24 protein-coding genes and 1 pseudogene are annotated in these 25,436 nt (G+C 66.4%); 15 read left to right on the top strand and 10 right to left on the bottom strand.

The annotated features are described in order from the left end of the window. Window positions 1–25: 25 nt before the first annotated feature. Window positions 26–1,264: pseudogene (locus HF989_RS08455) on the top strand (glutaminase); the annotation flags it as partial. A gap of 18 nt (window positions 1,265–1,282) precedes the next feature. Beyond that, window positions 1,283–1,660, top strand: coding sequence for an SRPBCC family protein (locus HF989_RS10790; RefSeq protein ID WP_288865386.1), 378 nt, complete (start codon window positions 1,283–1,285; stop codon window positions 1,658–1,660). Between the two features lie 8 nt (window positions 1,661–1,668). Here HF989_RS10790 and HF989_RS08450 read toward each other — a convergent pair whose 3' ends face one another. Further along, on the bottom strand, window positions 1,669–2,979 hold the full coding sequence (locus HF989_RS08450) for a M20/M25/M40 family metallo-hydrolase (protein ID WP_168685616.1): 1,311 nt from the start codon (window positions 2,977–2,979) through the stop codon (window positions 1,669–1,671). A gap of 40 nt (window positions 2,980–3,019) precedes the next feature. Here HF989_RS08450 and HF989_RS08445 point away from each other — a divergent pair, with 40 nt between their 5' ends. Together HF989_RS08445 and amn are read left to right on the top strand one after the other, a co-directional pair. Beyond that, the gene (locus tag HF989_RS08445; RefSeq protein ID WP_168685615.1) at window positions 3,020–3,595 is read left to right on the top strand and encodes a TetR/AcrR family transcriptional regulator; all 576 of its coding nucleotides are present in this window, start codon (window positions 3,020–3,022) and stop codon (window positions 3,593–3,595) included. Window positions 3,596–3,606: 11 nt separating this feature from the next. Then, on the top strand, window positions 3,607–4,965 hold the full coding sequence (gene amn / locus HF989_RS08440; RefSeq protein ID WP_168685614.1) for an AMP nucleosidase: 1,359 nt from the start codon (window positions 3,607–3,609) through the stop codon (window positions 4,963–4,965). 4 nt (window positions 4,966–4,969) lie between these two features. Here amn and HF989_RS08435 read toward each other — a convergent pair whose 3' ends face one another. After that, window positions 4,970–6,214 (bottom strand): cation:dicarboxylate symporter family transporter, encoded by a 1,245-nt coding sequence (locus tag HF989_RS08435; RefSeq protein ID WP_168685613.1) that lies wholly within the window; start codon window positions 6,212–6,214, stop codon window positions 4,970–4,972. A gap of 137 nt (window positions 6,215–6,351) precedes the next feature. Between HF989_RS08435 and HF989_RS08430 the strand changes: the two genes are divergently transcribed. Continuing rightward, the gene (locus HF989_RS08430; RefSeq protein ID WP_168685612.1) at window positions 6,352–7,284 is read left to right on the top strand and encodes a Sir2 family NAD-dependent protein deacetylase; all 933 of its coding nucleotides are present in this window, start codon (window positions 6,352–6,354) and stop codon (window positions 7,282–7,284) included. Next, on the top strand, window positions 7,281–8,306 hold the full coding sequence (locus HF989_RS08425; protein WP_168685610.1) for a glycosyltransferase 87 family protein: 1,026 nt from the start codon (window positions 7,281–7,283) through the stop codon (window positions 8,304–8,306). The genes HF989_RS08430 and HF989_RS08425 overlap by 4 nt, the downstream gene beginning before the upstream one ends. Here the strand turns inward: HF989_RS08425 and HF989_RS08420 are convergent. Together HF989_RS08420 and HF989_RS08415 are read right to left on the bottom strand one after the other, a co-directional pair. Further along, window positions 8,263–9,084, bottom strand: coding sequence for a serine hydrolase (locus HF989_RS08420; protein WP_168685608.1), 822 nt, complete (start codon window positions 9,082–9,084; stop codon window positions 8,263–8,265). The two genes, HF989_RS08425 and HF989_RS08420, sit on opposite strands and share 44 nt — an antisense overlap. Continuing rightward, window positions 9,085–10,140, bottom strand: a complete 1,056-nt coding sequence (locus HF989_RS08415) for an ROK family protein (protein WP_168685606.1) — start codon at window positions 10,138–10,140, stop codon at window positions 9,085–9,087. Window positions 10,141–10,207: 67 nt separating this feature from the next. On the opposite strand from HF989_RS08415, the gene HF989_RS08410 reads away from it, so the two are divergent. Beyond that, the gene (locus HF989_RS08410) at window positions 10,208–11,851 is read left to right on the top strand and encodes a DUF885 domain-containing protein (RefSeq protein ID WP_168685604.1); all 1,644 of its coding nucleotides are present in this window, start codon (window positions 10,208–10,210) and stop codon (window positions 11,849–11,851) included. Here the strand turns inward: HF989_RS08410 and HF989_RS08405 are convergent. Continuing rightward, window positions 11,848–12,831 (bottom strand): AbrB family transcriptional regulator, encoded by a 984-nt coding sequence (locus HF989_RS08405; RefSeq protein ID WP_168685602.1) that lies wholly within the window; start codon window positions 12,829–12,831, stop codon window positions 11,848–11,850. The genes HF989_RS08410 and HF989_RS08405 overlap by 4 nt on opposite strands. Here HF989_RS08405 and HF989_RS08400 point away from each other — a divergent pair. Beyond that, the gene (locus tag HF989_RS08400) at window positions 12,830–13,597 is read left to right on the top strand and encodes a TSUP family transporter (RefSeq protein WP_168685600.1); all 768 of its coding nucleotides are present in this window, start codon (window positions 12,830–12,832) and stop codon (window positions 13,595–13,597) included. The two genes, HF989_RS08405 and HF989_RS08400, sit on opposite strands and share 2 nt — an antisense overlap. Here the strand turns inward: HF989_RS08400 and HF989_RS08395 are convergent. Both HF989_RS08395 and HF989_RS08390 read right to left on the bottom strand, forming a co-directional pair. Continuing rightward, on the bottom strand, window positions 13,583–15,034 hold the full coding sequence (locus HF989_RS08395; RefSeq protein WP_168685598.1) for an amino acid permease: 1,452 nt from the start codon (window positions 15,032–15,034) through the stop codon (window positions 13,583–13,585). The two genes, HF989_RS08400 and HF989_RS08395, sit on opposite strands and share 15 nt — an antisense overlap. Before the next feature lie 11 nt (window positions 15,035–15,045). Further along, window positions 15,046–17,148: an ATP-dependent RNA helicase gene (locus HF989_RS08390; RefSeq protein ID WP_210729123.1), complete on the bottom strand. Its 2,103-nt coding sequence runs from the start codon at window positions 17,146–17,148 to the stop codon at window positions 15,046–15,048. A 19-nt stretch (window positions 17,149–17,167) separates the two neighbouring features. On the opposite strand from HF989_RS08390, the gene thpR reads away from it, so the two are divergent. Then, complete coding sequence (gene thpR / locus HF989_RS08385; protein WP_168685594.1) at window positions 17,168–17,710, top strand: RNA 2',3'-cyclic phosphodiesterase; 543 nt, start codon at window positions 17,168–17,170, stop codon at window positions 17,708–17,710. Here the strand turns inward: thpR and HF989_RS10905 are convergent. Continuing rightward, window positions 17,707–19,143, bottom strand: a complete 1,437-nt coding sequence (locus tag HF989_RS10905) for an HNH endonuclease (RefSeq protein WP_168685592.1) — start codon at window positions 19,141–19,143, stop codon at window positions 17,707–17,709. The two genes, thpR and HF989_RS10905, sit on opposite strands and share 4 nt — an antisense overlap. A 172-nt stretch (window positions 19,144–19,315) precedes the next feature. On the opposite strand from HF989_RS10905, the gene HF989_RS08375 reads away from it, so the two are divergent. The 6 genes from HF989_RS08375 to HF989_RS08350 are packed head-to-tail and all read left to right on the top strand — an operon-like array spanning window position 19,316 to window position 22,951. Then, window positions 19,316–19,948 (top strand): alpha-ketoglutarate-dependent dioxygenase AlkB, encoded by a 633-nt coding sequence (locus HF989_RS08375; protein ID WP_168685590.1) that lies wholly within the window; start codon window positions 19,316–19,318, stop codon window positions 19,946–19,948. Further along, entirely contained in the window at window positions 19,945–20,517 is a 573-nt protein-coding gene (locus HF989_RS08370; protein ID WP_168685588.1) for a LysE family translocator, read from the top strand. The genes HF989_RS08375 and HF989_RS08370 overlap by 4 nt, the downstream gene beginning before the upstream one ends. Further along, window positions 20,514–21,224, top strand: a complete 711-nt coding sequence (locus HF989_RS08365) for an SDR family oxidoreductase (protein ID WP_168685586.1) — start codon at window positions 20,514–20,516, stop codon at window positions 21,222–21,224. The genes HF989_RS08370 and HF989_RS08365 overlap by 4 nt, the downstream gene beginning before the upstream one ends. Before the next feature lie 10 nt (window positions 21,225–21,234). Next, on the top strand, window positions 21,235–21,525 hold the full coding sequence (locus HF989_RS08360; RefSeq protein WP_168685584.1) for an RNA-binding S4 domain-containing protein: 291 nt from the start codon (window positions 21,235–21,237) through the stop codon (window positions 21,523–21,525). Further along, complete coding sequence (locus HF989_RS08355) at window positions 21,525–22,205, top strand: VOC family protein (RefSeq protein WP_168685582.1); 681 nt, start codon at window positions 21,525–21,527, stop codon at window positions 22,203–22,205. Before HF989_RS08360 ends, HF989_RS08355 begins: the two co-directional genes overlap by 1 nt. After that, window positions 22,205–22,951, top strand: coding sequence for a hypothetical protein (locus HF989_RS08350; RefSeq protein ID WP_168685580.1), 747 nt, complete (start codon window positions 22,205–22,207; stop codon window positions 22,949–22,951). The genes HF989_RS08355 and HF989_RS08350 overlap by 1 nt, the downstream gene beginning before the upstream one ends. On the opposite strand, the gene HF989_RS08345 is transcribed toward HF989_RS08350, so the two are convergent. Then, complete coding sequence (locus HF989_RS08345) at window positions 22,872–23,570, bottom strand: hypothetical protein (protein ID WP_168685578.1); 699 nt, start codon at window positions 23,568–23,570, stop codon at window positions 22,872–22,874. The genes HF989_RS08350 and HF989_RS08345 overlap by 80 nt on opposite strands. Continuing rightward, a complete protein-coding gene (locus HF989_RS08340; RefSeq protein WP_168685576.1) occupies window positions 23,534–25,429 on the bottom strand; it encodes a M13 family metallopeptidase in 1,896 nt (631 codons plus the stop codon). The genes HF989_RS08345 and HF989_RS08340 overlap by 37 nt, the downstream gene beginning before the upstream one ends. Window positions 25,430–25,436 lie beyond the last annotated feature (7 nt).

Genomic DNA, 25,436 nt, shown 5'->3' with positions numbered 1-25,436 from the left:
TTGTGCCCGGCTTTACACTGTCCGCATGCTCCCGTCAGTGACTGAACACCTCCAGGCCATCGTCGACAGCGTCCGCGACCACGACAGCGGCGAACTCGCGGACTACATCGACGTGCTCAAACACGCCGACCCGGACAAGCTTGCACTGGCGATGTGCACCACGGACGGACATCTCTACGCCGTGGGCGACGCGGATTACGAGTTTTCCATCCAGTCCATCTCCAAGCCGTTCGTCTACGCGCTCGCGCTCGACATGTACGGCCCCGAGGAGGTGCACGCGCACGTCGGTGTGGAGCCCTCGGGCGAGGCGTTCAACAAGCTTTCGCTTGACGACGACGGACGTCCCGCCAACCCCCTCATCAACGCAGGCGCCATTACGGTGAACCAGCTCATCGGCGGGCCCGATATCCCGGTAGAGCAGCGCAGTGAGAAGCTCCGGGACTACTTCTCCCGCCTGGCAGGCCGCGAACTGACCGTCGATGAGCGCGTGCTCGACTCCGAGCTGGACGCCGCCGACCGGAATAAGGCGTTCGCCCACATGCTGCGCGAGGCCGGCACGATCAGCGACGACGCGCACGACGCCGTGGCCAGCTACATTGCCCAGTGCGCGGTGCTGGTGACGGTGAAGGATCTGGCGGTGATGGCGGCCACCCTCGCGGCCGGCGGGAAGCAGCCTGTGACGGGGGAGAGGGTCGTCTCCGCCGAGGCGGCGCGCTTGGCCCAGGCCGTGATGGTCTCGTCTGGCATGTACGACGCGTCGGGCCAGTGGATGGTCAACGTGGGCATCCCAGCAAAGTCGGGCGTCGCAGGCGGGTTGATTGGGACACTGCCGGGGCAGCTCGGAATCGCGTCGCTCAGCCCCCGCTTGAACAAGCAGGGCAATTCAGTGCGCGGGGTGAAGATTTTCCGGGAGCTGTCCAGTTCGATGGGCCTGAACATGCTGTCTTCCAACTTCTTCGTCGCGCCGGGGATCCGCCGCATTGAGCGCCGCGACGACGCGGATATTGTGGAGCTGCAGGGCATGATCAACTTCACCAACGCGGAGAAGATTCTGCGCGGGCTGACAAAGCGCCGCCTGCCAAACACGAAGCTGATTCTGGACGTCTCCAACGTCACTGGATTTAACAAGGCCGGCCGCGACTTGATTAAAGACGGGCTGATGAAGTTCCGGGACGACGGCATCGACGTGGCTATCTACGACCCGGAGAAGACCCTGTCGGACTGGACGTTCGCGGACGGCACCACGGCGCAGGCGATCCGGGATTTCACCGCCTCCTTCTCCGTGCCCGCCACGCGCGAGGAGGTGTACCGTGCGATCACGACACCCAACAGCTGGTGGGACCAGCAGGCGGAGGGCAACGCCAGCGAGAAGGGCGGCGAATTCCACGTGGAGGACCGCGACTTCTCCGTGCAGGAGGCGGACGACGGCAAGCGCGTGGTCTGGGCCGTCGAGCCCACCGACCAGGAAGACCACGAGTGGGACGACACCTCCCTCATCTTCGACATCTCCGAGGACGACGACGGCGAGACCAAGGTGAGCTTCACTCACCGCGGCATGCGCCCGCACGACCGCGGCTACGACGAGATTGCCAAGACGTGGAAGGAGCGCATTGCCAAGGGTCTGCAGCCGCTGATCAGCCGGGAGGAGGAGCACGCGTAGTGCGGGGCCTATGCCCCCACGAATCGGCGCAGCAGGGAGCGGTACGCCCGCACGGTCAGGTCCACGTCCTCCACGGCGACGGATTCGTCGTGGCTGTGCAGCTCGCCCAGCACGGACCCGAGCGTCTCCTCTCGCCCGTGGAGGGCGAACCCGTAGCCGACACCTCCCTTGCGGCGGGCGAAGCGCAGGTCCGAGCCACCAGCGGCGATGGTGGGGATGACCGGGGCGCCGGGGAAGAATTCGTCAAAGGTGGACACGATGGCGTCGTAAAGCGGGCCCGAGGTCGAGGAGACGGTGCCGTCTTCCGTGATGAGGTGGGTGATCTCCACCTCGCCCGCCAGATCGCCGAGCGCGTCGCGCAGCACCTGGTCGATGTCCTCTTGCGTCTGCCCGGGCAGCGGGCGGATGTCCAGCTCCATCCACGCCACGGACGGCAGCACGTTGATGGCGTTGCCGGCGCGAAGGACGGTGGGGGAGATGGTCAGGTGGCTCATCGCGTGGGAGTAGCTCTCCAGCTGGCCGAACGCCTCGTAGCCCTCCCCGGCAAGCAGCGCCTTCTCGGTTGCGGGGTCGAACTTCCAGCCGCGGACGTATCCCTCCCAGAGCTCGTCGCTGCGCACGGGCGGTTCGATGGCGGCAATGCGGCGCGCGACCTCGCCGATCTTCGCCACCGCCATGTCGCGACCGAACGGCGCAGAGCCGTGGCCTGCGTCGCCATGGACGGTCAAGCGCCGCTGGCCCGCGCCCTTCTCGCCAACGACGACGACTAGGGCGTCGGAGCCGTCGGACACGGGCAGGTGCGAGCCGCCCTCCTCGGACAGGCAGTTTTTCCAGGAGAAGGACGCGTTCTCGGCGAGCCACGCGGCGCCTAGGCCGCCACGGGCCTCCTCGTCTGCGCATCCCACGAAGGTCACGGTGCCGCGCGGGCGCCCGTGCTGCGCCACGTCGCGCACGCAGGCAGCCATCGCGGCGGTGATGTAGAGCATGTCGGTGGCGCCCCTGCCGTAGATGCGCCCGTCCACGATCTCGCCGCCGAAGGGATCCTGGGTCCACTTATCCTCGTCGACCGGGACAACGTCGGTGTGGCCGAGCAGCGTGAGCGGCTCGGCGGCGGGGTCGGTCCCCTCGACCGTGAAGGCAATGGAGACCCGACCCGGGTGGGGTTCGTAGCGCTCGACGCGCACGTCCGTACCTGCGAAGAAGGCCTCGAGCGTGTCCGCGTTTTTCGCCTCCTGTCCAGAATCCGCCGTCAACGCGTTGACGCATCCGTTCCGGATGAGGTCCTGGAGGAGGGCGATGGTGGTATCGGTTAGGCTCATAGCCCAAAAGCCTAACGTCCGAGCATCTGGAGATTCCAGGATGAACCACGTCGTTCCTGGCCGCCGGTCTGACAGCACCGACCCGCGAGCCATCCGCACCCGCAACGCTCTCGTCCAAGCCACCATCGGGTTGCTGAAAACGCACACCGTCGCGGAACTCAACGTGTCGCAGATTGTCAAAGAGGCCGGGGTGAGCCGGCAGGTGTTTTACCAGCACTTCACGGACCGCGACGGCCTCGTGCTCGCGACCGCGCAGGACATGATCAAAGAGGCATACGAAGGCTTTGCCGTGAGATTCAGCATGGACCGCGACTTCCAGGCGGCCGTCACCGCGCTCATGGAAACGCTGACGGACCACTACGAGGCCGCCGTCCACATCATCGATTCGCCGGTGCACAGCCAGCTCGACCAGGAGGTCGTGCGCATCATGCTGCCCACCATGCGCGAGGCGCTGCGCGAACGCGAGGGGGCCGATCCGCAGCTTCTCGACGACATGGCCAAGTTCTACATCGCGGGCTGCCAGCACTTGCTGGAGGAGGGCGTCCGCCAGGGCGCGACACCCGAGGAGATTGGCCAGCGCGTTGAACTCGTGCGCCGGGTGCTCATCCGCGACTAGCCTTGCGGGGTATGGAACGCGTACCGGAGGTCGTCGCAAAGCTAAAAGAGCTCTATGAGGCGTCGTGCGAGATCGCGCGCTCGGGGGATTTCAGCCGCTACGGGGAGGTGCGCTACCCCAAGCTCACGGTGGAGGTGCTGCAGTGGCGCCCGATCGACCGCTCCGAACCCTTCGGCTACGTCGACGAGGCAGGCGCGTATTCCGCCGTCATCTCCCGCCCAGACCTCATGGAGGGCTACCTCACCGCGCAGCTTGAGGCGCTAACCTCGAATTACCCGTGCGAGGTTGAGGTCGGATACTCGGACGTTGTCATTCCGCCCGCCTACATCAAGGGCATGCCGCCAATCGACGAAACGCTGAACCTGCCGCGCCCCACCTTGGACGAGGTGCACGACGCGATTGTGGACGGCCACTGGGACGCCTTCCATGCAGACGAAAAGCCGCTGTTCCACTTCGGGCCGCAACGATTTGATCTGGCGCTCGCGCGCCTGGAGCACTACACCGGCATTGAGACGGACTCGCTGCAGCGCTTCATCCTGTTCACCAACTACGCCATGCACGTCACGGAGTTTGTGAAGTTCGGGCTGCGTGAGCTGTCCAACCCGGACTCGAGGTACACGCGGCTCGTGCTGCCGTCGGGGGAGACCGTGTCCGACACCGTGGCGCTGGAGGACCTAGAGCTGGGGTCGAAGTTCCAGATGCCCCGCTACGACCTGGTCACCGAGGGCGGCGACGGCATCACCATGATCAACATCGGCGTCGGGCCCTCGAACGCGAAGACCATCACCGACTCGTTGGCGGTGTTGCGGCCCGAGGCGTGGATCATGATCGGGCACTGCGCGGGCCTGGACGCGCGCATGCGCATCGGCGACTTGATTCTGGGCAACGCGTACGAGCGGCACGACCACGTGCTGGACGATTATCTTCGCCGCGAGCTGCCCATCCCCGCCGTGCCCGAAATTCAGCGCACGCTGGAAAAGGCGGTGGCCAAGGTCTACGGGGAGGACGCGTCGCTGATGCGCACCGGGACCGTGCTCTCCACCGGGGACCGCAACTGGGAGTGGAAAGACCCGCGCGATCTGTGGGAGTGGCTCCGCGGCTCCACCGCCGCGGCCGTGGACATGGAGTCGTGCACCATTGCGGCGAACGGCTACCGGTACCGCGTCCCGTACGGCACGCTGCTGGCGGTGTCGGATCTGCCCCTGCACGCCGTGCCGAAGTTGCCGGCCGGGGCTCAGGCGTTCTACTCCAATTCCAAGGAGGCCCACGTCATGTGCGCCGTCCGGGCCATGGAGAAGCTGGCGCGGCACCCCGAGCGGCTACGCACCCGCAAGCTGCGGCGCGCGATCGGCGAGGTGCCGTTCAGGTAGGGCGCTAGGCCCAGCGGGATTCGTCGAGAATGCGCTCCCGCTTGGCCACGACGGTGGCCACCACGGACTGGCCAGTGACGTTGACGGCGGTGCGGCCCATGTCGATGATCGGGTCGACCGCGAGCAGCAGGCCCACGCCGGACAGCGGCAGGCCCAGGGTGGACAGCGTCAGCGTGAGCATGACGGTCGCGCCGGTGGTGCCTGCGGTGGCCGCGGAGCCGAGCACGGACACGATCACAATCAGGACGTAGTCGGAGACGGAGAGGTTGATGCCGTAGAACTGGGCCACGAATAGTGCGGCGACGGCGGGGTAGACGGAGGCGCAGCCGTCCATCTTGGTGGTGGCGCCGAGGGGGATGGCGAAGGACGCATACTGGCTGGGCACGCCCATGGCCTCCTCTGTGGTGCGCTGGGTCACCGGCATGGTGCCCATGGAGGAACGGGTGGCAAAGCCCAGCGTGGTCACCGGCCAGACGCGGCGGAAGAACTCCAGTACCGGGATCCGGTGCGCGGCCAGCACCACGGGGTACAGCACAAACAGCACCAGGGCCAGGCCAATGTAGATGGCCAGCACGAACTTGCCCAGCGAGCCCAGCGCGTCCCAGCCGTAGGAGGCCACAGCGTTGCCGATGAGCGCGGCGGTGCCGATTGGGGCGAGGCGGATGATCCACCACAGCACCTCCTGCACCACCTTGAGTAGGGATTCGCTGAACGCGATGAACGGCTCAGCGGTCTTGCCCACGCGCACGGCAGCGATGCCGAACAGCAGCGAGACCACCAGGATCTGCAGGACGTTGAAGTTGACGGACGCGCCGGATTCGGTCACCTTCGCACCGAGGCCGAAGATGTTGGCGGGCACCACGGAGTTCAAAAAGCCCATCCACGAACCCGTGGAGGACGGCTCCGCAGCCGCGGCCGCATCGACGGAGGTGTTCGTGCCGGGCTTGACCACCAGCCCAACCACGATGCCGATGAGCACGGAGAAGAAAGCGGTGATGGCGAACCAGATCAGGGTTTGCGCGGCGAGGCGCGCGGCGTTGGTGACCTGGCGCAGGTTGGCTACGGATGTCACCACGGCGGTGAACACCAGCGGCGGGATCAGCAGTTTCAGTAGCTGGACGTACGTGGATCCGACCCAGTCGAGGGTCGCGGCCAACGGCTCCACGTCGACGGCGATGAAGCCGAGGACGAGGCCGATGATCAGGCCGTAGATCACTTGCGCGCCGAAGCTAGTTGCCCATTTAGGCACGAGCGGCTCCTTCTAGACAGAACTGTTCAGTAACGTTGATAAGACTCGGCTAACCTACTCCTTTGCATACAGTTTGCAAACCCCCTCGGATAGACAACACGGTCTGCTTACGCGCCAGCGTCTACACTTCCCAGACGATGGACACCCACTTCGACGACCCAGCGATCGCCATGGCGCACCGCTCCGCCGTGCGCTCCATCGAACGGGTTGTCACCGAAACCACGTCGCCGACGCCGGGCGCGGCGGGCAGGATCATCGCCCAGCTGCGCAACCCCAAGACGCTCGTCGTCACCGGCGCCGGCATCTCCACGGACTCCGGCATCCCGGATTACCGCAGCGCAAACGGCCGCCTGACCAAGGGCCGCCCGATGACGTTCCAAGAGTTCGCCCACTCCCCGGCGCAGGTACACCGCTACTGGGCCCGCGCGTTCGTGGGCATGCACTACATGCGCCTGGCGCAGCCCAACCGCGCCCACTACGCGCTGGTGGAGCTGGAGCGGGCGGGCCTGATCCGCGGCATTGTCACCCAGAACGTCGACGGGCTGCACACCCAAGCTGGCTCCGACAACGTCATCGCGCTGCACGGGGACATGGAGCACGTCGTCTGCCTCGACTGCGGCACGCTGCACGAGCGCTCGCTTATCGACGCCCTCCTCACGGCCGCGAACCCCACATACTTCGATTCCGTGGAGGTGGAAGGGTCCATGCTGAACCCGGACGGCGACGTGGAGCTGAAGGACGCCGACGTGGCTCGCTTCCGCATGATCGCCTGCCCGACCTGCCAGGGCCAAAGGCTCAAGCCGCATGTGGTGTACTTCGGCGAGAACGTGCCGAAGGAGCGTCGCCAAGCAGCCGCGCAGTGGCTGGAGGAATCCACCGGCGTGATCGCGATCGGGACCTCGCTGGCGGTGATGAGCGGCTACAAGTTCATCCTGGACGCGCGCAAGCAGGGCAAACCCACCGCCGTGATCAACGGGGGCCCGGGGCGCGCCGACGGCAAGGTGGACACCTTGTGGCGCACCAGTGTCGCCGACGCGCTCGACGAGATACTGGACGGCCTCGACCTGTGATCGGCCTGCTGCTCCTGCTCGCACTCGCGGTGTGGAGGTACCGCGAAACCGGGCTGCCCAGCGCGTTCACCACCGACTTTCCCAGCGACCTCAAGGTGTACGTGCTGGGCGGGGAGCAGGTCAGCGCCGGCCAGCCGCTCTACGCGGGCGACCTGTTGCCGGGGCTGCCGTTTACGTACCCGCCGTTCGCGGGCGTGGTGTTTTCGTGGCTGACAGAAAGCGAGGCGCTCGGGGTGGCGTGGAAAGCCGCCTCCGTGCTGGTGCTATGGCTCGTGGTGCGCGCCTCCGCGGCACGCCACGCGCTCCTGCTCACGGCAGTGTTTGTGCTGTGGCTGTCGCCCGTACACGGCACGCTCTACTTCGGGCAGATCAACCTGCTGCTCATGGGGCTGGTGTGCCTGGATTTCCTCCCGCGTGTCAGGCTGCCGGGCATCGGCGTGGGTCTGGCCGCGGGTCTGAAGCTCACCCCCGCGTTCTTCGTGCTCCTGCTCATCCAGCAGCGCCGGTGGGGCGCGGTGTGCATCGCAGCGTTTACCTTCCTGTGCACCGTGGCCACGGGGTTTGCGGAGGTCGTGGACGCCAAGCACTTCTGGGCGGACGCCATCTTCTCCACCGGTCGGGTCGGCGCCGACGACAACCCGGGCGCGCAGTCCATCCGGCAGGTCCTGGCACGCGCCGACGCCGACTCCACAGCGTTGTGGCTGCTTGTGGCCGCCGCGGTGACCGCCCTTGCGCTGCTCGCTTCACGACGAGCTCCCGCCCCCCTCGCCGTCTCCTTCATCGGCATGACGGCCTGCCTGGTCAGCCCGTTTTCGTGGTTCCACCACTGGGTGTGGGTCGTGCCCATGTTGGCCTGGGTGTACACCCGCTGGGGGCCGATTGTATTGGCGCTGTTCATGGTCCCGTACGCGGCGACCAACATCTCGTCCGGACTCGTCCAGGTGCCGGATCTGCTGTTTATCCTCGTCCCAGTCGGCTTTATGCTCTGGTACGCGCTACGCCCTTCGCCTTCGACGCCCTAGCCTGCACAAGCTCGGCCACTTGGTCGAGCGCCTCCATGGTGTCGTCGTAGCTACCCTCGGCTGAGCGTGCCCCGATGGACACCCCGAAGCCGTTGAGCCAGCCGAGCTGGCGGGTGTGCCAGGAGCCGTCCGTTTCATCGTCGGACCAGCCGCCCTTAAAGGGGACACTATTGAGCTGGCCCAACCCGTAGGACTGGTCCTCCGCAATGTGGTGCATGTCCGCGATTACCGGGTTGTCCTGGTCCTGCTGGCTTAAGTAAAAGGCGTAGCGGGCCTGCCCGGCGAACGGCCACCGGGTGGTGCCGAATGCTCCGGCCACCCGCACCTGCGAGCCGGACTTCGCAATCTCTTCGCCCACCTTCGCGGACGCCTCGTCGTCGCTGCCCATGCATTCCCACAGCGCCCGGGCGGCGTCGTTGTCGGACCACTCGATGGCGGCCTCGGTCAGCTCCGCGACGTAGTCCTCGTCGTACTCGCAATGCTCGGCGGCGGCGCGGGCGATGGGGATTTTCATGGTGGACCAGGCGGGAAGCCATTGCAGGGACCCGGCCTGGGTCATCTCGGAGCCGTCGTAGAGCGCGACGCCGACTTCGGTGCCGGTATTCTCCTCAATCTTTCGCACTGCCGCCTCGAGCCCCGCGAACGGGTCGGGAGGGGTAGCAGAGGTGACGGTGTTGACAGGGGTGACAGTGGTGACAGGGGTCTGCAAAGGCTCGGTCTCCTCGGCGGCGCACCCGAGGAGCAGCAACGGCGCGAGCAGCCACGCGACTCGCTTCATCTATCTGCCCGCCACTTTCAGTGGTTCGCGCAGGACGCGATCGAGCGCCACGGCGCGGGCGATGTCGCGCACCACCTCTCGGTGGGTGGGGATGAGGCGCAGCTCCGGGTCGCACTGCGCCTCGGAGCGCACGGCGCGGGCGAAGGGGACGGAGGCCAGCCTGTCGTCGATGAACGCGCTGCCTGCGACAACAACGGTCGCGGGGGAGTGGTTGCTGCACAGCCTGGCCACCAACGAGCCGAGGCCGCGCGCGCGGCGGTCGAGGGCGTAGCGGGTTTCTTCCCGAGAGTCGGTCACGGCGTCCTTCAGCGTGCGGATGCCTTGAACGCCGATGGCGTTAATAAGGCCCTGGGTGGTCAGCTCGCCTTGTTCTACCTCGATCGGCTCCACGCCGTCCGGGCGAGAGATGGCGCACGCGATGGAGTCGTCCGCGAACAGCGCCATCACGGACGGGATGTCCAGCGACGCGGTGGACTGCATTTCCGAGCCGACGATCGCGCTGGAGATGGAGGACACCTCCACCGGCACGGCGAACTGCTCGCGCAGCTGGTCGCCGATGTCCACGCCGTCCCAGCCCAGGTTGGGGGCGAAGACCCTGCCGCCGTCGCGGACCGTGCCGGAGGTGGTCACGCCCACCGTGCGCAGCGGCCGGTCCACCTTGGTGGTCATCTGGTTCAGCTCGGCCATCATGGACTGGATGAAGTCGTCTTCGCTGACTTTGGACACGGTGATGTCCATGTCGCGGGAGAGCAGTGTGCGCCCCTTGAGGTCGAACAGGGCCACATAGGTGGATTCCGTGCCCACAGCCACGCCGGCGTGCACCCCCGGCATGTCCGCCAATTCCAGCGGAATAGTCGGGCGGCCGCGCCCCTTCGACTGCGTCAGGTCGTTGCGCTCCGTGACGTATCCGGCGCCCACAAGCGCGGCGATGGCGCGGGTAACGGTTGGCTGTGAAAGCCCTGTGGCCTTGACAAGGTCGCTTCTCGACGTCGTCTCGTGCAACCGGACGAGGTGCAGGCACTTCGCTGCCGGCGTGGTTGGACGTGAGAAAACCATGGTGAATATATTTACTCTCCCGTCGCTGAAATTGTCCATTTGGCCAGCTCGGATAGAATCGCTCGGCATGACCAACGAAAGCCGTCGCGAGCCGTCGCTGCTGGACGCTACCTGTGAAGACTTTGTCTACGACTTGGCGGAGATCAGCCCGACCCTGGCTACGCAGATTGGCATCGACGGCCACGACGGCGAACTGCAGGACTTCTCCCCGGAGTACTGGGACCGGCTTGCGGACCGGATGCGCGACCTGGTCGCGGATGTGGACGCGCTGAACGACACCACGGACGCCTCCGACGACGAAGACGACTTCGACGACGTGGACAACCTCACCGCCGCGATCCTGCGCGACCGCATGGGCGCGGAGCTGGAGTTCCACCACCGCGGTGAGTTGTTGAGCCGGTTGAACAACATCGATTCGCCCGTCCAGACCATCCGCGATTCCTTTTCGCTCATGCCCAAGGTGACGGAAGAGGACTTCGACAACATCGCCTCCCGCATGTCGCGCATTCCCGATGCGCTGGCCGGCTACCGCGAGTCCCTCTCCGAGGCCGCGGCGAGCGGCGACGTAGCGTCGCACAGGCAGATCGATGCCGTGATCAACCAGTGCGAGCTGCTCGGCGACACCGAGTCGCAGCTCGACCACCTGGGCCTGCCCCCAGAGTCCCACGTTGTGGGCCACGCCAAAGAGGCGTTCTTGGAGATGGCTGACTGGTTGTCCACCGAGCTTTCCCCGAAGGCCTCCCACAACGACGGGGTTGGCCGGGAGCGCTACCAGCTCTACGCCGAGTTCTTCCACGGCCGCGAGGTGGACCTGGACGCAGGCTACGAGTGGGCCCAGGAGCAGCTGGCGCACACCGTGGAGGAGCAGCGTGCGATCGCGCACGAGCTCTACGGCGACGTTTCGGTGGCCGGGGCATACCGCAACCTCAACCAGGACGAGCGCTACATCCTCCGGGGCACGGACGCGCTCATCGAGTGGATGAACGGCATCAACGAGCAGGCCGCCAAGGTCTTCCCGGTGCCGGAGGGCCTGCACACGGTGGACTGCAGCATCGACCGGGCCGGCTCGGGCGGCATTTTCTACACCCCGCCCAGCGACGACTTGATCCGTCCCGGCATCATGTGGTGGTCCGTGCCGGAGGGGCAGGAGACCTTCCACACCTGGCAGGAGCTGTCCACCGTCTTCCACGAGGGCGTGCCCGGCCACCACCTGCAGCACGGCTACGCACTGCTCAACCGTGGCGAGCTGAACCTGTGGCGCCGTTCCGTGTGCTGGAACTCCGCCCACGGCGAGGGCTGGGCCCTCTACGCCGAGCACCTGATGGAGAACCACGGCTTCTTCGATGACCCTGGCTACCGCATGGGCCTGCTCGACTCCCGGCGCTTGCGGCTCGCCCGCGTCATGGTAGACATCGGCGTCCACCTGGGCAAGACCACCCCGGAGGGCACCGGCACGTGGGATGCCCAGTACGCGAAGGCGTTCATGCGCGACAACACCGCGATGCCGGAGGCGAACCTGTCCTTCGAGCTGGACCGCTACATGGGGTGGCCGGGGCAGGCGCCGTCGTACGCGCTGGGCTACAAGGATTGGGTGGCGCTGCGCCGCCAGGCGCTCGCCCAGGGGATGTCGGAGCACGATTTCCACGTCAAGGCACTCAAGCTGGGTTCCATGCCCATGGACATGCTCACCCACGAGGTGCTCAACCACTAAAGACGGCGCAGCGCCTTCGGCAGCCACCCGGCAAACAAGATCACCATGATCAGCCGGATCACCTGCAGCGCAACGACGGCCGGGCTGGTAGCCAGCGCGAGCACGGTCTCCAGCGCTCCGGGGCTGGTGGCCAGGTAGCCCTCGTAGAAGCTCAGACCCAGCCATTTCGCGATCAGCCACCCCATGCCGGCGCAAGCGGCCATGAGACCCGCGATGTACGCCAGGGTCGCCGGCAACAGGCGGGCAAATTGGCGCAGCGCGGGCACGGACAACCCGCCGCCGCACATCCACCCGATGGCCAGAAAACCCACGATGGAAAGCAGCGCCGGCGGCACGATGGTCACGTCCACCAGCGTGCCTACCAGCACCGTCAGCGCCATCGGGCCAAAGACGGAGGGGTTGGGAAACCGCAGCAGCGTCCCCGCGCCCACCCCGAGGACAATCAGCGCCGGTACTGCAACCCACATCCACCAGACGGTTTCTGTGTCTGCGTGGACGCCCTCCGGTGCGTCGAAAAGCGAGGCGACCAGCGGCAGAGTCATAGATACGCAGAGCAACCGCAGATACTGGCTGAGGCTGACATAGCGGATGTCTGCGCCCGCGTCCCGGGCGAGCGCCGGCATCAGCGAGGCGCCTCCGGGCAGCAGCGACAGCACACCCGTTTCCCGTGAAACGCCGTGGTTGGCCAGCACCAGACCGCCGGCAAAACCCAGCGAGATCACCGCCGCGCCCGCGACTACGCCCGGCACGATGTACGGCAGCGGGTTCATCCCCACCAGCGGCAGCGCCGCCAGCACGCCGACGGTCCCGCGGGCGAAGGTGAAGAGGTGCCGGTTGACGGGCAGGTCCTCCTCCGTGACCAGGGCCACCGACCCGGCCCCCAGGATGCCGGCGAGGATCCACGCGGCCGGGACGTCCAGCCAGGACAACAGCAGCCCGAGCGCCACCGAGAGCGGGGCAGCGACGAGCCAGCGGTTCATGTGGGGCATAGTAGTCCCCGTGCTTGCTTTCCTCCTCGCCGCGTCGGCGTTTGCCGGCTGGATCGACGCGGTGATCGGCGGCGGAGGGCTCGTGCTCATCCCGGTGCTGATGTCGGCGACCGCGATGCCGGCCGCGTCCGTGCTGGCCACGAATAAGGTCGCAGCGATCTCGGGCACCGCCTCGGCCGCGGCCGCCCTGGTGCGCCGCGTGGGGGTACCGAAGAGGACGTGGGCTTATGCGTTCATCGCCGGGGTTGCCGCGGCGCTCGGCGCCCGCGCTGTCTCGCGTATCGACGACTCCGTAGCCACCCCCATCATCCTCATCCTGCTCGTCGGGGTGGGCATCTTCGTGGCGCTGAACCCGCGCTTCGGGCAGGAGGGCGCCGGGGTTGTGACGGGGAGGCGCGTTGCTCTGGGAGCGCTGTGCGCCGTTGCCATCGGCGCTTACGACGGCGTCTTCGGCCCGGGCACCGGCATGTTCCTCATCATGGCGTTTACCGCGGTGTTCAGCCAGGGGTTCGTGCGCTCTGCCGCCATGGCGAAGGTGGTCAACACTGCCACGAACCTCGGTGCGCTCCTGGTCTTCGGGCTCGGCGGTTACATCAACTGGGGGCTCGCGCTCGCGCTTGCCGCGGCCAACGTCGTGGGCGCTCAGCTGGGCGCGAGGACGGTGCTGAAAGGCGGCTCGACGCTGGTGCGGGTGGCGCTGCTCGGGCTCGTCGTCACGCTTAGCGCAAAGCTGGGCTGGGATTTACTCCAGGGTTAGCGAGCCGTTGGCCAGGCCGTAGACAGCCACCACGGCCACGACCAGAACTACTGCTACCACGACCCACTCGAAGGCGTTGAAGAGCTGGTCGCCCTGCTTGCGGCGCGTCCAGATGTAGGGCACTAGGCCCGGCACCACCGCCAGCGCCCCGAGCAGCACGTACACCGGGTCCGCGGCGTAGATCAGCCAGAGCGAGTACACCGACGCGATCAGCCCCACGACAAGGTGCGTGCGGTTGTCGCGGGCGGAGACGGCGGGCCCGGAGTCGTCGAAACGCGTGCCGGCGTGCGGGTGCGTCAAGCCCTTGCCGCGCACTGCCAGCAGCACCAGGTAGATGGAGGAGAAGATGTAGGGCAGCAGGTACATGATGGTGGCTAGCTGCACCATGGCGTTGTAGGACGCGGAGGAGATGAAGAAGACCACCACGAAGAACTGGATCACCAGCGTGGACAGCAGCTGCGCCCGCACGGGGGAGCCGTTGGCGTTGTGGTGGCCCATGGAGTGGGGCAGCAGGCCGTCGTGAGCCATGAGCACGATTGGCTCGGCGCAGAGCATCTGCCAGGACACGTACGCGCCCAGGACGGAAAGGCACAGCCCCGCGGAGATCAGCACACCGCCCCACGGGCCGACCACGGCCTCAAGCACCGCGCCCATCGAGTTCTCCGGCAGCGCGGCGAGTTCTTCCTGGCTGAGCACGCCGTACGACAGGGTGGACACCGCCACCAACAGCGCCAGTACGGACAGGAAGCCGATGATGGTGGCCTTGCCCACGTCGCTGCGCACCCGCGCCTGCTTGGAGTACACCGACGCGCCCTCGATGCCGATGAACACCCACACCGTGTACAGCATGATGCCCTTCAGCTGCTCGCCGAACGGCAGGTTGGAGCCCCAGAAGTCCAGGGTGAAGCGATCCCAGGAGAAGCCCAGAAATGCCACCAGCACGATGAAGGCGATGATGGGCACGAGTTTGGCCACGGTGGTGACCGCGTTCATCACCGCCGCCTGCCGCAGGCCGCGCGTCAGCCCGAAGAAAATGAGCCAACTCAACGCGGAGACGGACACCGCCAGCACCCACGGATTGGAAAAGGCGGGGAAGTAGTAGCCCAGGGTGTTGAAGAACAAGGTGGCGTATCCCACCTGCGCCATCACCGACCCGAGCCAGTAGCCCATGCCGGAGGTGAAGCCGATGAAGTCGCCCAGCCCCGCGCGAACGTACGAGTACACGCCGGAATCCAGGTGCGGTTTGCGCACGGCCAGGATTTGAAAGACGAAGGCGACGGAAAGCATGCCCACGCCAGCGATGGCCCAGCCGATGAGCATGGCGCCCGGGCTGGCCACCGAGCCGATGTTTTGGGGTAGCGCAAAAATACCGGACCCGATTGTGGATCCGATAATGAGTGAGACGAGCGTCCACACAGAGACCGTGCGCTTTGACATGGCGAGTAAGACTACCTCAGCGGGTCCTCAGGCCAAGCATGCTTGGGGTAGCGTCCCCGCATCTCCTTGCGCACCTGCTGATACGGCCCTTGCCAGAAACTCTCCAGATCGTCGGTGACCGCCAGCGGCCTCCCCGCCGGCGAGAGCAGGTGGTACAGCACCTTCACGCCCGAGACCGTCTCCCCCTTCCGGCCGAACATGTGCTGCAGCTTCACGCGCTTCACCGGCCGCCCAGTGTCGTACGCGAACGCTTTCGGTGCCGCCTCGTCCAGCTGGGCCACCTGCTTCCAGTCCAGTTGCCGTAGCATCGCCTGCCGCATGTCGCAACTGCCTATCGACGCCCCTTCGGCCACCTGCCGCACCTCGACCGAATAATCGCCCTGGCTCACATCCGGCCAGCCAAGGGTCTCGTGTAGGAAGTCGAGCCTGTCTTTGAGATGCTGCTCCTCCTTGGACAGCGGGAACGCGGCGAAGTCCAGGTCCGTCAGCGCCTCCGCCGCCTGATCCGGGGTGAGCTTGACCGGGGTGGAGCTGAGCTCGATTGCCTCGATGCTCGCCACCCTGCGCCCTTTGACCTTGCCGTCGATGAGAGCCGCGCGCGTCGTCTCCACCACGCGGTGCGCCGGAAACGCGATTGGCTCTGCCTCGCGGATCACCGCGCCGGACTGGGTGCGCTGCACCTCCGCGGCGGCGATCCACTCCGCGCTCGAGTTGAACTTCGCCCGCGTGCCCGAGGCCAGCAGGTAGTCCTCGCCCACCTTCTTGGCTATCCACTGCGGGAACGCGGTGGCGATCACCTCACCGGGATCCACCGGCCCCTTGTCGGGCACCAGCTTGTGCAACCGGGGAGCCCCACCCGCGAGCCGAGACACCGTCGGCGCAGCGCCCGCGCCCCACTCCACCAGGGCCGCTCCCAGCCGCGGATCCAGCGGCAGATTCGCCAGTTTCTTGCCGAAGTCGGTGATGGTGCCGTGACGTAACGCCCCCAGAGCCTCAAGATTGGTTTCGGCTTGGGTGAGGTCCTTCGGTTCGTCCAGAAGCGGCAGATCCGGCGAGCCCCACGCTTTCATGGTGAGCAACGCGCCGGTGAGGTCAGCGGAGAGGATCTCGGGTGTGATGTCCGGCCGCATGTTCGCGAACTCGTCGCGCGAGAACACCCGGACCACCTCACCCGGGCCCAGTCGCCCCGCGCGGCCCGCCCGCTGGTCCGCGCTGGTTTTCGCCTCCGACACCGTGACCAGGCCAGTCATGCCGCGGCTGTCTCTCACGGGCACCCTGGCAAGCCCCGCATCCACCACCTTGCGCACACCGGGCACCGTGATGGAGGACTCGGCCACCGAGGTGGACACCACTACCCGCGCATCGCCGTTGAGCGCCTTGTCCTGCTCCGCGCTGGTTTGGCGGCCGTGCAGCGGCACCGCGTCGTCGAGGAAGCCGCACACCAGGTCCACCTCACGCGCGCCGGGCACGAACACGAGGGTCCGGTTGTCGCCGCCGGCTTGGGCCGCGACGTGACGATAAAACTCCCGGGTGCCCCGAATCCTCTCGGCGTGCGGCGCGTAGGTGATGTCCAGCGGGTGCGTCACCGCCTCCGTGGAAAGGATCTGCGCGCCCATGTGGTCTGCGAACTTCTGCGCGTCCAAGGTCGCGGACATGGCGGCGAGGTAGAGGTCGTCGCGCAGCAGCCCCACCTCCATGCACATCGCGAGGACGAGGTCGGTGTCTAGCTGGCGCTCGTGCACCTCATCGATCACCACCGCGTTCACGCCCTCCAGACCGGGGTCTCTGAGCAGGCGGTTCAGCAGCACTCCGGGAGTGACAAATTCCACCAACGAGCCGTCCTTGTGCTCCCCGCGGATGCTGTAGCCGACACGGTTGCCGAGCGACGTGCCGTCGAGAAGCGCGAGCCTTTGTGCCGCCGACCGCACCGCCACCCTGCGCGGAGCGGTGACCAACGTTTTCCCCACCTTGTTCGCGATGGCCGGCGGCACCAGCGTGGTTTTGCCCGTGCCGGGCGGCGCCTCGACCACGAGGGGCCCGTGATCCGGAAGCTGGTCGATCACCCGTGAGACAGGGAGGCCGCTGCCGATTTTCGCGAGGTCAAACACGGCCATCCAGGGTAGCGTGTGAACCATGAGACGCCTCTTCGCAGCGATCGTCCCACCGGCCGATGTTCGCGAACACCTCATCACCGCCCTGCGCCCCATCCGCAGTTTTTCCGGCACGGAGGTGCGGTGGTCGGATCCCGACAACTGGCACATTACGGTGGCGTTCTACGGGGCGCAGCCCAACGACGCCGCGGCAGTCACCGACCACCTCGCCCAGGCCACCGCGTTCACCCGGCCCCTTCGCCTGCACCTGCGGGGGGCCGGGTGTTTTGATCGGCGCACCCTCTGGATCGGCGTCGGCGGGGATAAGGCGCCGCTGAAGGATCTGATGGCAGATTGCCAGCTGGATCCGGACGTGCGCCGGCGCCAAAGGGCGCACCTGTCCGTGGCGCGAACAGGGACGCGGACGAGGGACCCTTGGCTTCTCGACGACCACGCCCACGCCCTGGCTGTCTACACCGGGCCGGAGTTTGCGGCCGACGAGGTGAAGCTCTTCGAGTCCCACCTGGGCAGAGGCCGAAGCGGTGGGCCGAAGTATGAAGTGGTGGACACGTTCTACCTGCGCTAGGCGCTCTCTTCCTCTGGGTCGGGGAACGGAGCCTCCACCGGTTCCTCGGGGAGCGGTTCCACGTACGGCATTTCGGGGGCGAACCCGAATTTCATACCGTATTCACACTCGAGCTCCTCGATGGCGGCTGTGGCGTGTGCGAGATTCAGATCCTTCTCGAAGGCATCCAGGATCGCGTGGCCCTTGGCGTAGAACTCTGCCGCCCGCGCGCGGTTCTTGCGAACACTAGACATGTTGGACTGCCATCGCGGGTTGTAGGGAGTGATTTGGTCGTGGAAGAGGCTGTCCTGCGCGGCGACGGCGTAGGAACCGTCGGCGAACAACCAGATCACGTCGCCGGTGTGGGGGTCCGGGATGTAAAACGCGCGGCGATCCGTCTTCATGTTGTGGTGGTGCTGGCACAGGGGGAAGAGGTTGTCCGCCTGCGTGGGGCCGCCGTCCTCGAAGGGGATGCGGTGGTCAAGCTGGCACTGCTGGGCGGGCCGGTTGCATTCCGGGTAGATGCACGTCCGGTGGCGGGCGTGGACGGCGCGGCGCATCGGGTCGTTGGGGGCGTAGCCCCGAAGCATCGTTTCTGCGGCAGCGTCGAGGTCACGCAGGACGGGGAACGTATCGTCCAGCCATTCCTCGAAGGCGGTGGTGGCCACAACGTCCGTCCAGCCGCTGCCGGGGAGGTACACCGGGCCGCCAACCGCGCGGTTTCTCGGGGTGTAGACGTTGAGGACTGGGACGACCTCGACGCCGGCGGCCTCTCCGCACAGTAGTTTGATCGCGGCTTCTGAGTGGCTCACACCCAGCTCGCGGGCGAAGGCGGCGACATTCGCCTGGACCTTCCGCGCGTGCAGCGGGTTGGTCATGAGCTCCACCAGAGCACGGTCTTTGCCGCCGGTGTGGAACTCGTGCACGCCGAACCGGTCCGCGGTGTCCTTCTCACGCTGTTCGCGTTTGCGCTTGTCGTAGGCCCGGTCAGGGTCCATGCGTTTGATTGCGGCGCGGATACGGTCTGTGACTGTCTTGCGCTGAGGCACGGCCTGGTCGTAGCGCCGGGGTGTGAAGGTGTCGACCAGAATGTCGTCGATACGCTCGAGCTCTTCTGCCGTGGCATCCGGGCCCAGCTCCTCGATGGAGGTGTAGATCGCGGTCAAGTGCCCGATATCAAGCACGCGGGTGTGCTGTTGAAGGTCGCGGAGACGTGGCAAGTCCTGCAGCGCTGCGTGCCCGAGGATCGCGTTCTTGACAAACCCCTTGTGCCAGCCAGTGGCCAGCTGCAGGTTCGTCACCGTGACGTCGAAGTCCTCCACGTCAAACCCTGGAAACGCGTAATGGCCGAACATGGTCCAATATGTGTCCCGGATCGCCTGGGCGCACTCGCTGTCTGGATCGTGTTGCCGCTGGTTGCGGAACAGCTTCGGTTTTGCTGTCGCGGTAGTCACCATTCCCCCTCGTGGTTCGTTAACGCCTACTCTATCGAACGGGATAGCGAATAGCAAGGGGGTGAGCAGAAGAAACTGAATTCAAACCGAAAAGACGTTCCGCCCACGTGTTCTCCCCAAACGAACTCACCGCACACCATACAAACCGGATCCGACGCGCTACATTGATCACGTGCTGTTCACCGCCGTTCCCCGCCCGCCTGCCCGCATCATTCCTGGGGCCGTGCACTTGCCGGGTTTCCTCAGCGAGGAGGAGCAGCGGAAGCTTGTGCAGCAGGCTCGGCAGCTCGCGCGAAAGGTGGCGGGGACGCCGGTAGCGATGCGACGCCCGAAGGTTGGCAAGGGGCAGATGGATGCCTGGCTGCTTTCCCTGGGGTGGTTCTGGGCGTCCAACCCGTACCGCATGCTCCAAGAAGTGGATGGGTACCCCGTGCCGCCTATCCCGGAGAACTTCCAGGGCATCGCCGACGCGGTCATGGAGCAGGCGCGGGCAATTGACCCCTTGGTCGGGCCCACCCCACGCATCGAGACCGCGCTGGTGAACTTCTACCCGCCGGGCGCGGGGATGGGGCTGCACGTAGACGCGGAGGAGACGTCCGAAAACGCCGTGGTCAGCCTCTCCTTCGGGCAGGACACCGTCTTTCGTATTGAGGGGCACGACGTGCTGCTCATGTCCGGCGACGCCGTGGTCTTCGGCGGCCCCGCGAGACGGGCCAAGCACGGCGTGCTGGGGGCGAGGGAGGGCACGTCCGACCTGCTGGACGGCAGGCTCAACATCACGATGCGGCAGATGGACGCGCGATGATTGCGCTGCTCGGAGTGTGGCTGGCGGCGATCGCGAGCCCCGGCCCGGATCTGCTCCAGATCATCCGCGTCGGGTCGAAGGACCGCCGGTCCGGCGTGCTGTGCGCGCTGGGGATCATGCTGGGCAACACCATCTGGATTCTCGCCTCGCTGGCGGGCCTAAGTGCACTGATCCAAGCGTTCCCCCAAATCCTCTCCGCGCTGCAGATTGTCGGCGGGGCCTACCTGCTGTGGATGGGTGTCGGCGCGATCTACAACTCCGGCGCCGAGATCCCCGCCGCCCAGCAGGTGAAGCGCCCCTTCCTCACCGGCTTGGCCACCAACCTCTCGAACCCAAAGGCGATCCTCTTCTTCGGTGCGGTCTTCGCCCAATTCGCGCACCTCGGCTGGATCGCGGCGCCAGTGCTCATCCTCGCGGGCATCGCCTGGTTTGTCGGGTTCGCGTTCGCGGTCCGGGCAATGGCTCGTGCTATCAGCGAGTACGGCACGCTTATCGACGTCACCTCCGGCACCATTTTCATCGCGTTAGCAGCCTGGATGCTGTGGGAGGGCCTACACTTCGGTGCATGAGCGAGCAGAAGGTAGCGGTGGTCACGGGCGGGTCGGCAGGCATCGGGGAGGCGACCTGCAGGGCGCTGGCCAAAGACGGCTGGAAGGTCGTCGTGGCCGCGCGGCGTTACGAGCGGTGCCAACAGATCGCGGAGGAAATCGGGGGCGTGGCAGTGGCGCTCGATGTGGGGGAACAGGAAAGCGTCGATAAGCTTGCACAGCTTGAGCGCGTGGACCTGCTGGTCAACAACGCGGGCGGGGCGAAAGAGCTGGATTACCTGCGGGATGCGGACGATGCAGACTGGCAATGGATGTTCGAGACCAACGTGATGGGCACGATGCGTGTCACCCGCGCGCTCTACCCGCAGCTCAAGGCCACAAAAGGCCTGGTGGTGAACATCGGCTCGGTGGCCGGGACGGACGCGTACAAGGGCGGCTCCGGCTACAACGCGGCCAAGTTCGGCCTGCGCGGTATGACCAGGGCACTGCGGCGTGAGGAGGCCGAGAACGGCATCCGGGTCTGCGAAATCGACCCGGGCAGGGTGAAGACGGATTTCTCCCTGAACAGGTTCAACGGCGACGAGGAGCGGGCGGCGCAGGTCTACGAGGGCAAACACAACCTGACCGCGGAAGACATCGCGGAGGCGGTGCGCTGGGTGGCCAGCCTGCCCGCGCACGTGAACGTGGACACGATGAGCATCATGCCGGTGGACCAGGCGGAACGCTAGACTAACCGGCATGCATATCGACGTGCCCATTTCGGGCGAGACGATCAAACTCGGCCAATTTCTCAAACTGGCCAACCTCGTCGAATCCGGCGGCCACGCCAAGGAAGCGATCCTCGCCGGCGAGGTCACCGTGAATAACCAGGTGGTCACCTCTCGCGGGCATTCGCTTATCGACGGCGATACCGTCGGCCTCGACGCCGATTCCGCTACCGTGATCGCGGGCGACGATAACGACGATGACTACTTCGACGAGCGCACCGCCGACGACGACTTCGACCCGGAGAAGTGGAGGAACATGTAATGCCGGCTTTCGAGGGCAAGGAAGGCATGCCGTTCTGGCAGGACCTGGTCACCCGGAACCTGCTGAAGTCCACCCACTTCTACTCCGAGCTGCTCGGCTGGGAGATCGTGGACGGCACGGTCAGAAAAGACGGTCTGCCGGTGGCGGGGCTCGTTCCGGCGCAGATGGACATGTGGGTCACCTCCTTCATCGGCAACCCTGACGACGTGGAGAAGCTCGGCGGCAAAGTGCTCAGCTCCGACGAGACGGTGACCCTGTGCCAGGATCCCGCCGGCGGCTTGTTCGGGTTGAAGGACCCGGAAGAGCGCTTCGTCGCCGCAGGTGAGCCGGGTGTGCCGGTGTGGTACGAGTACTCCGCGCCGAGCGTGGAGGCCATCGACTTCTACGGCGAGCTCTTCGACTGGGAGATCCGCGAGGAGGACGGCTACTACATCGCGTTCGAGGACGGCGCGCCGTTTCTGGGCATGTTCGTGGGTGAGCACGCCCAGTGGTTCAGCTACTTCGGCGTGCGCGACGTCGCCGCTGCCTGCAGCCAGGTGGAGAACCTCGGCGGCGGCGTGGAGTTCGGCCCCGAGAACGGCACCGCGGGCGTGCACGACTCGAACGGCGCGCAGTTCTTCCTGTCCGAGGTGGATGAACCCGTCTTCGACGACATCGACGAAGCGGAATCGGTGCTGTGATGAAGCGTGTGGCGGCGCTGGCGACGTCGCTAAGCGTGCTGCTCGCCCCCCAAGCCCACGCGTACCACGTGGACCCCGGTTACGCGCGGGAGCGCACCGCGCTCGCGGTGGTGCACCCGGACGGGCGCGTCAGCATCTCACCGGAGGGGGAGGAGCCGCGCCCGGCGCTGTCCCTGGCCAAGCTCTACCTGGGCTACTGGGTGCTGTACAACGGCACCGCCGAAGAGCAGGCGAAGGTGCAGGAAATGGTGGAGACCTCCGACGACGCGATCGCCACCTCGCTTGATCGTGCGCACCCCAAGGCAATCGACGAGATAGCCAAGGACTTCGAGTTGGAGCAAACGCGCCGGGGCGGCTCCTGGGGCAAGACGGAAACCTCCGCGCGCGACCTAGCCACGTTCGTGAACGCGATCCTCTGGGACCCGGTTGCAAAACCCCTGCTCGCCGGCATGGAGCACCAGGCCGAGGTGGCCAAGGACGGCTTCGTCCAGGGCTTCGGCACCGCCCGCCTCCAACGGGTCACAGGCTCCAAGATGGGGTGGTCCGACAACAGGAAGAGCGCCACCGGCAGCGTCTCCTACGGCGAGATTGGCGAGGAGACCTGGACGGTTGCGGCGCTGACGTACGGCACCGCCTACGAGAACACGGTGGACACCCACATGGGCATCAAACAGGTGGAAGAGTCCCAGCAAGCGCGTTCGCTGCATCCCGCACTCGGCGACGGATTTCTGCTGGGGTGGAAATAAACCCGTCCGCGTAATACTCGGTGCCCGCAAGGCCCGAGCCGGCGCGGACCTGCACCACACCGTCAACGTCAGGCTGGGTGCTGGGGAAGGTGACGATGTAGCTGGCGGCGTCAGGCAGCTTCACGTCGCCGAGGGCCCACACCGTCTGCGCGCCGGTTGCGTCGACGGCCGCCTGCGCGTCACCGGGATTGTCCACGTCCACAATCGTGGTGCCGGAGAGCTCCGCCGCCGCTGCCACGTCGGGGCGCCACAGCATGTCTTTCGCATTGGCGGGGCCGTCCCAGACGGAAACCGCCCACGCGCCGGTGGGCGCTGACGGCCGGAAGACCACGCCGAGCTCGTGCGGCTCGGTGGTCACGCCGCCAGCCCACTTCGTCGCCGGAAGCGCGTGGTCCACGGCGGTGCCCAGCATGAGCATCGCGGCGTGGGTGATGCGGTCCGGCAACAGCGCGAGGTAGGCCGGCCCATCCTCGTACGTGGCGTGGATGTAGGACGCCAGCTGCTCTAACTGCAGCTCCGGCGACATCTCCCGCTTGACCCCGCCGACATTGAAGTTCGGGTCGCCCTGCTCGTTGATGTGCTCTACCAAATTGTCACCCGGTCCTCGGGCGCGATCCACATGTTGGAGCCTTCCTCCACCTCGAACGCCTCGTAGAACTCGTCGACGTTGGCGGCGATGACGTTGCAGCGGAACTCGTTGGGGGAGTGCGGGTCGATGGCCAAAAGTTGCGCCGCCATCTCCGGGCGCGCCTTGGAGCGCCACACGCGCGCCCACGCGAGGAACAGGCGCTGGAAGCCGGTGTACTCCCCGTCGAGGTCGCCGAACTGCTTGGGCTGCTCGTCCTCTAGCTCGTGGTCCGCCAGGTACTTCGTGTACGCCACCACGGCGATACCCAGCCCGCCGAGGTCGCCGATGTTCTCCCCGAGGGTGAACTCGCCGTTGACGCCCTTGGTCTTCGTGCCTTCGAGCACGTTCGGCACCAAGCCGTCGAACTGCCCCACCAGCTTGGCGGTCAGTTCCTCGAAGTTGCTCCGGTCCTCGTCGGTCCACCAGGAGTGCAGGTTGCCCAGGCCGTCGTAACGCGAGCCTTGGTCGTCGAAGCCGTGGCCGATCTCGTGGCCAATGACCGCGCCGATCGCGCCGAAGTTCTCGGCGGCGTCCGCCTCAGGGTCGAAGAACGGCGGCTGCAGGATCGCGGCCGGGAACGTGATGTCGTTGACCACTGGGTTGTAAAACGCGTTGACGGTCTGCGGGGAAGACACCCACTCGCCGCGGTCCGAGGGCTGCCCGATCTTGGACAGCTGGTAGTCGTGCTCGAACGCCGAGCCGACCCGCACGTTGTCCACCAGATCAGGGCCGAACTTTAGGCCGTCGTAGCTGCGCCACTTCTCCGGGTAGCCAATCTTCGCGTTGAACTGGGCGAGCTTCTCCAGCGCGCGCTGTTTGGTTGGCTCGCTCATCCACGCCAGCTGCTGGATCCTGCTGCGGTAGGCGGCGATGAGGTAGTCCACCAGCTCCAGCATCTTCTCCTTCGAGGACGGCGGGAAGTGCTTCTCCACGTAGCTTCGCCCGATGTCTTCGCCCACCAGGGATTCGGCGAGCCCAACGCCGCGCTTCCAGCGGTCCCGCTGCTCGGTGGCTCCGCTCAGCTTCTTCCCGTAGAACTCGAAGTTCGCCTTGCCGATCTCTTCGGGCAGCACACCGGCGCGCGAGCGCAGAATGTTCCACGCGGCCCACAGCTGCCAGTCCGCCAGCGTTTCCCGGCGCAGCATCGCGTCCAAGTCGGCCGTGTAGGAGGGCATCATGTCGATGACGCGGCCGTCGGGGATGCCGGAGGCGCTCAAGAGCACGCGCACCAGCGGCGGCATCTCCTCGAGCGTGGTCGGGTTGTAGGTGGCCACCGCGTCGCGGGCCTTGACCACGTCCCAATGGCTCGCGGCCAGATGCGTCTCCAGGTTGACGATGCGCTCCGCGGCGATCGCCGGCGTCAAGCCGAGCAGGTACTTCGGCTCGAGGAAACCGAGCATGGTGGCGACGTGCTCTTTATACGCGGCGAGGGTGTCCGCGTGGTCCTCGTCGCGGTAGTAGGCCTCGTCCGGTAAGCCCAGGCCCGACTGGATGAGGTAGGGCACCGAGTCCTCGCCCTGCGAGTCCTTCTCCACCCAGTACGTGACCGGGCCGCCGATGCCCACGCGCTCGAGCTCGCCAAGGCCGCGGACAAAGCCCTCGACATCGGCGACCTCGATCTTGGCCAGGTCGTCGTTCACCGCGTCGATGCCCGCGGCGTTGACCCGGTCAACATCCATGAAGGATTGGAAGAGGGCGCCGCCCAGGCCCGCCCCGTCCTCGAGGATCGCCCGCACGTCGGCTTCGGACTTATCGCGCAGGGCGTAAAACGCGCCGTCGATGCCGCGGTCAGCGGGGATCTCGTGGGTGGCCGCCCATTCGCCGTTTACCAGTTCAAAGAGGTCATGCATGCCCCAA

Origin of the sequence: Corynebacterium mucifaciens, from assembly GCF_012396315.1 — a bacterium.
Taxonomy (GTDB): domain Bacteria; phylum Actinomycetota; class Actinomycetes; order Mycobacteriales; family Mycobacteriaceae; genus Corynebacterium; species Corynebacterium mucifaciens.
The sequence above is the reverse complement of the archived record's forward strand: the minus strand, read 5'-3'. Positions and strand labels throughout refer to the sequence as shown.

Coding starts and splice junctions, on each gene's coding strand:
- HF989_RS08390 (WP_210729123.1), bottom strand. CDS start 17,148: ATGGCCGTGTTTGACCTCGCGAAAATCGGCAGCGGCCTCCCTGTCTCA.
- amn (WP_168685614.1), top strand. CDS start 3,607: ATGGAACGCGTACCGGAGGTCGTCGCAAAGCTAAAAGAGCTCTATGAG.
- HF989_RS08420 (WP_168685608.1), bottom strand. CDS start 9,084: ATGAAGCGAGTCGCGTGGCTGCTCGCGCCGTTGCTGCTCCTCGGGTGC.
- HF989_RS08445 (WP_168685615.1), top strand. CDS start 3,020: ATGAACCACGTCGTTCCTGGCCGCCGGTCTGACAGCACCGACCCGCGA.
- HF989_RS08405 (WP_168685602.1), bottom strand. CDS start 12,831: ATGAACCGCTGGCTCGTCGCTGCCCCGCTCTCGGTGGCGCTCGGGCTG.
- HF989_RS08415 (WP_168685606.1), bottom strand. CDS start 10,140: ATGGTTTTCTCACGTCCAACCACGCCGGCAGCGAAGTGCCTGCACCTC.
- HF989_RS08355 (WP_168685582.1), top strand. CDS start 21,525: ATGCCGGCTTTCGAGGGCAAGGAAGGCATGCCGTTCTGGCAGGACCTG.
- HF989_RS08370 (WP_168685588.1), top strand. CDS start 19,945: ATGATTGCGCTGCTCGGAGTGTGGCTGGCGGCGATCGCGAGCCCCGGC.
- HF989_RS08365 (WP_168685586.1), top strand. CDS start 20,514: ATGAGCGAGCAGAAGGTAGCGGTGGTCACGGGCGGGTCGGCAGGCATC.
- HF989_RS08395 (WP_168685598.1), bottom strand. CDS start 15,034: ATGTCAAAGCGCACGGTCTCTGTGTGGACGCTCGTCTCACTCATTATC.
- HF989_RS08450 (WP_168685616.1), bottom strand. CDS start 2,979: ATGAGCCTAACCGATACCACCATCGCCCTCCTCCAGGACCTCATCCGG.
- HF989_RS08360 (WP_168685584.1), top strand. CDS start 21,235: ATGCATATCGACGTGCCCATTTCGGGCGAGACGATCAAACTCGGCCAA.
- HF989_RS08340 (WP_168685576.1), bottom strand. CDS start 25,429: ATGCATGACCTCTTTGAACTGGTAAACGGCGAATGGGCGGCCACCCAC.
- HF989_RS08430 (WP_168685612.1), top strand. CDS start 6,352: ATGGACACCCACTTCGACGACCCAGCGATCGCCATGGCGCACCGCTCC.
- HF989_RS08410 (WP_168685604.1), top strand. CDS start 10,208: ATGACCAACGAAAGCCGTCGCGAGCCGTCGCTGCTGGACGCTACCTGT.
- HF989_RS08350 (WP_168685580.1), top strand. CDS start 22,205: ATGAAGCGTGTGGCGGCGCTGGCGACGTCGCTAAGCGTGCTGCTCGCC.
- HF989_RS08400 (WP_168685600.1), top strand. CDS start 12,830: ATGTGGGGCATAGTAGTCCCCGTGCTTGCTTTCCTCCTCGCCGCGTCG.
- thpR (WP_168685594.1), top strand. CDS start 17,168: ATGAGACGCCTCTTCGCAGCGATCGTCCCACCGGCCGATGTTCGCGAA.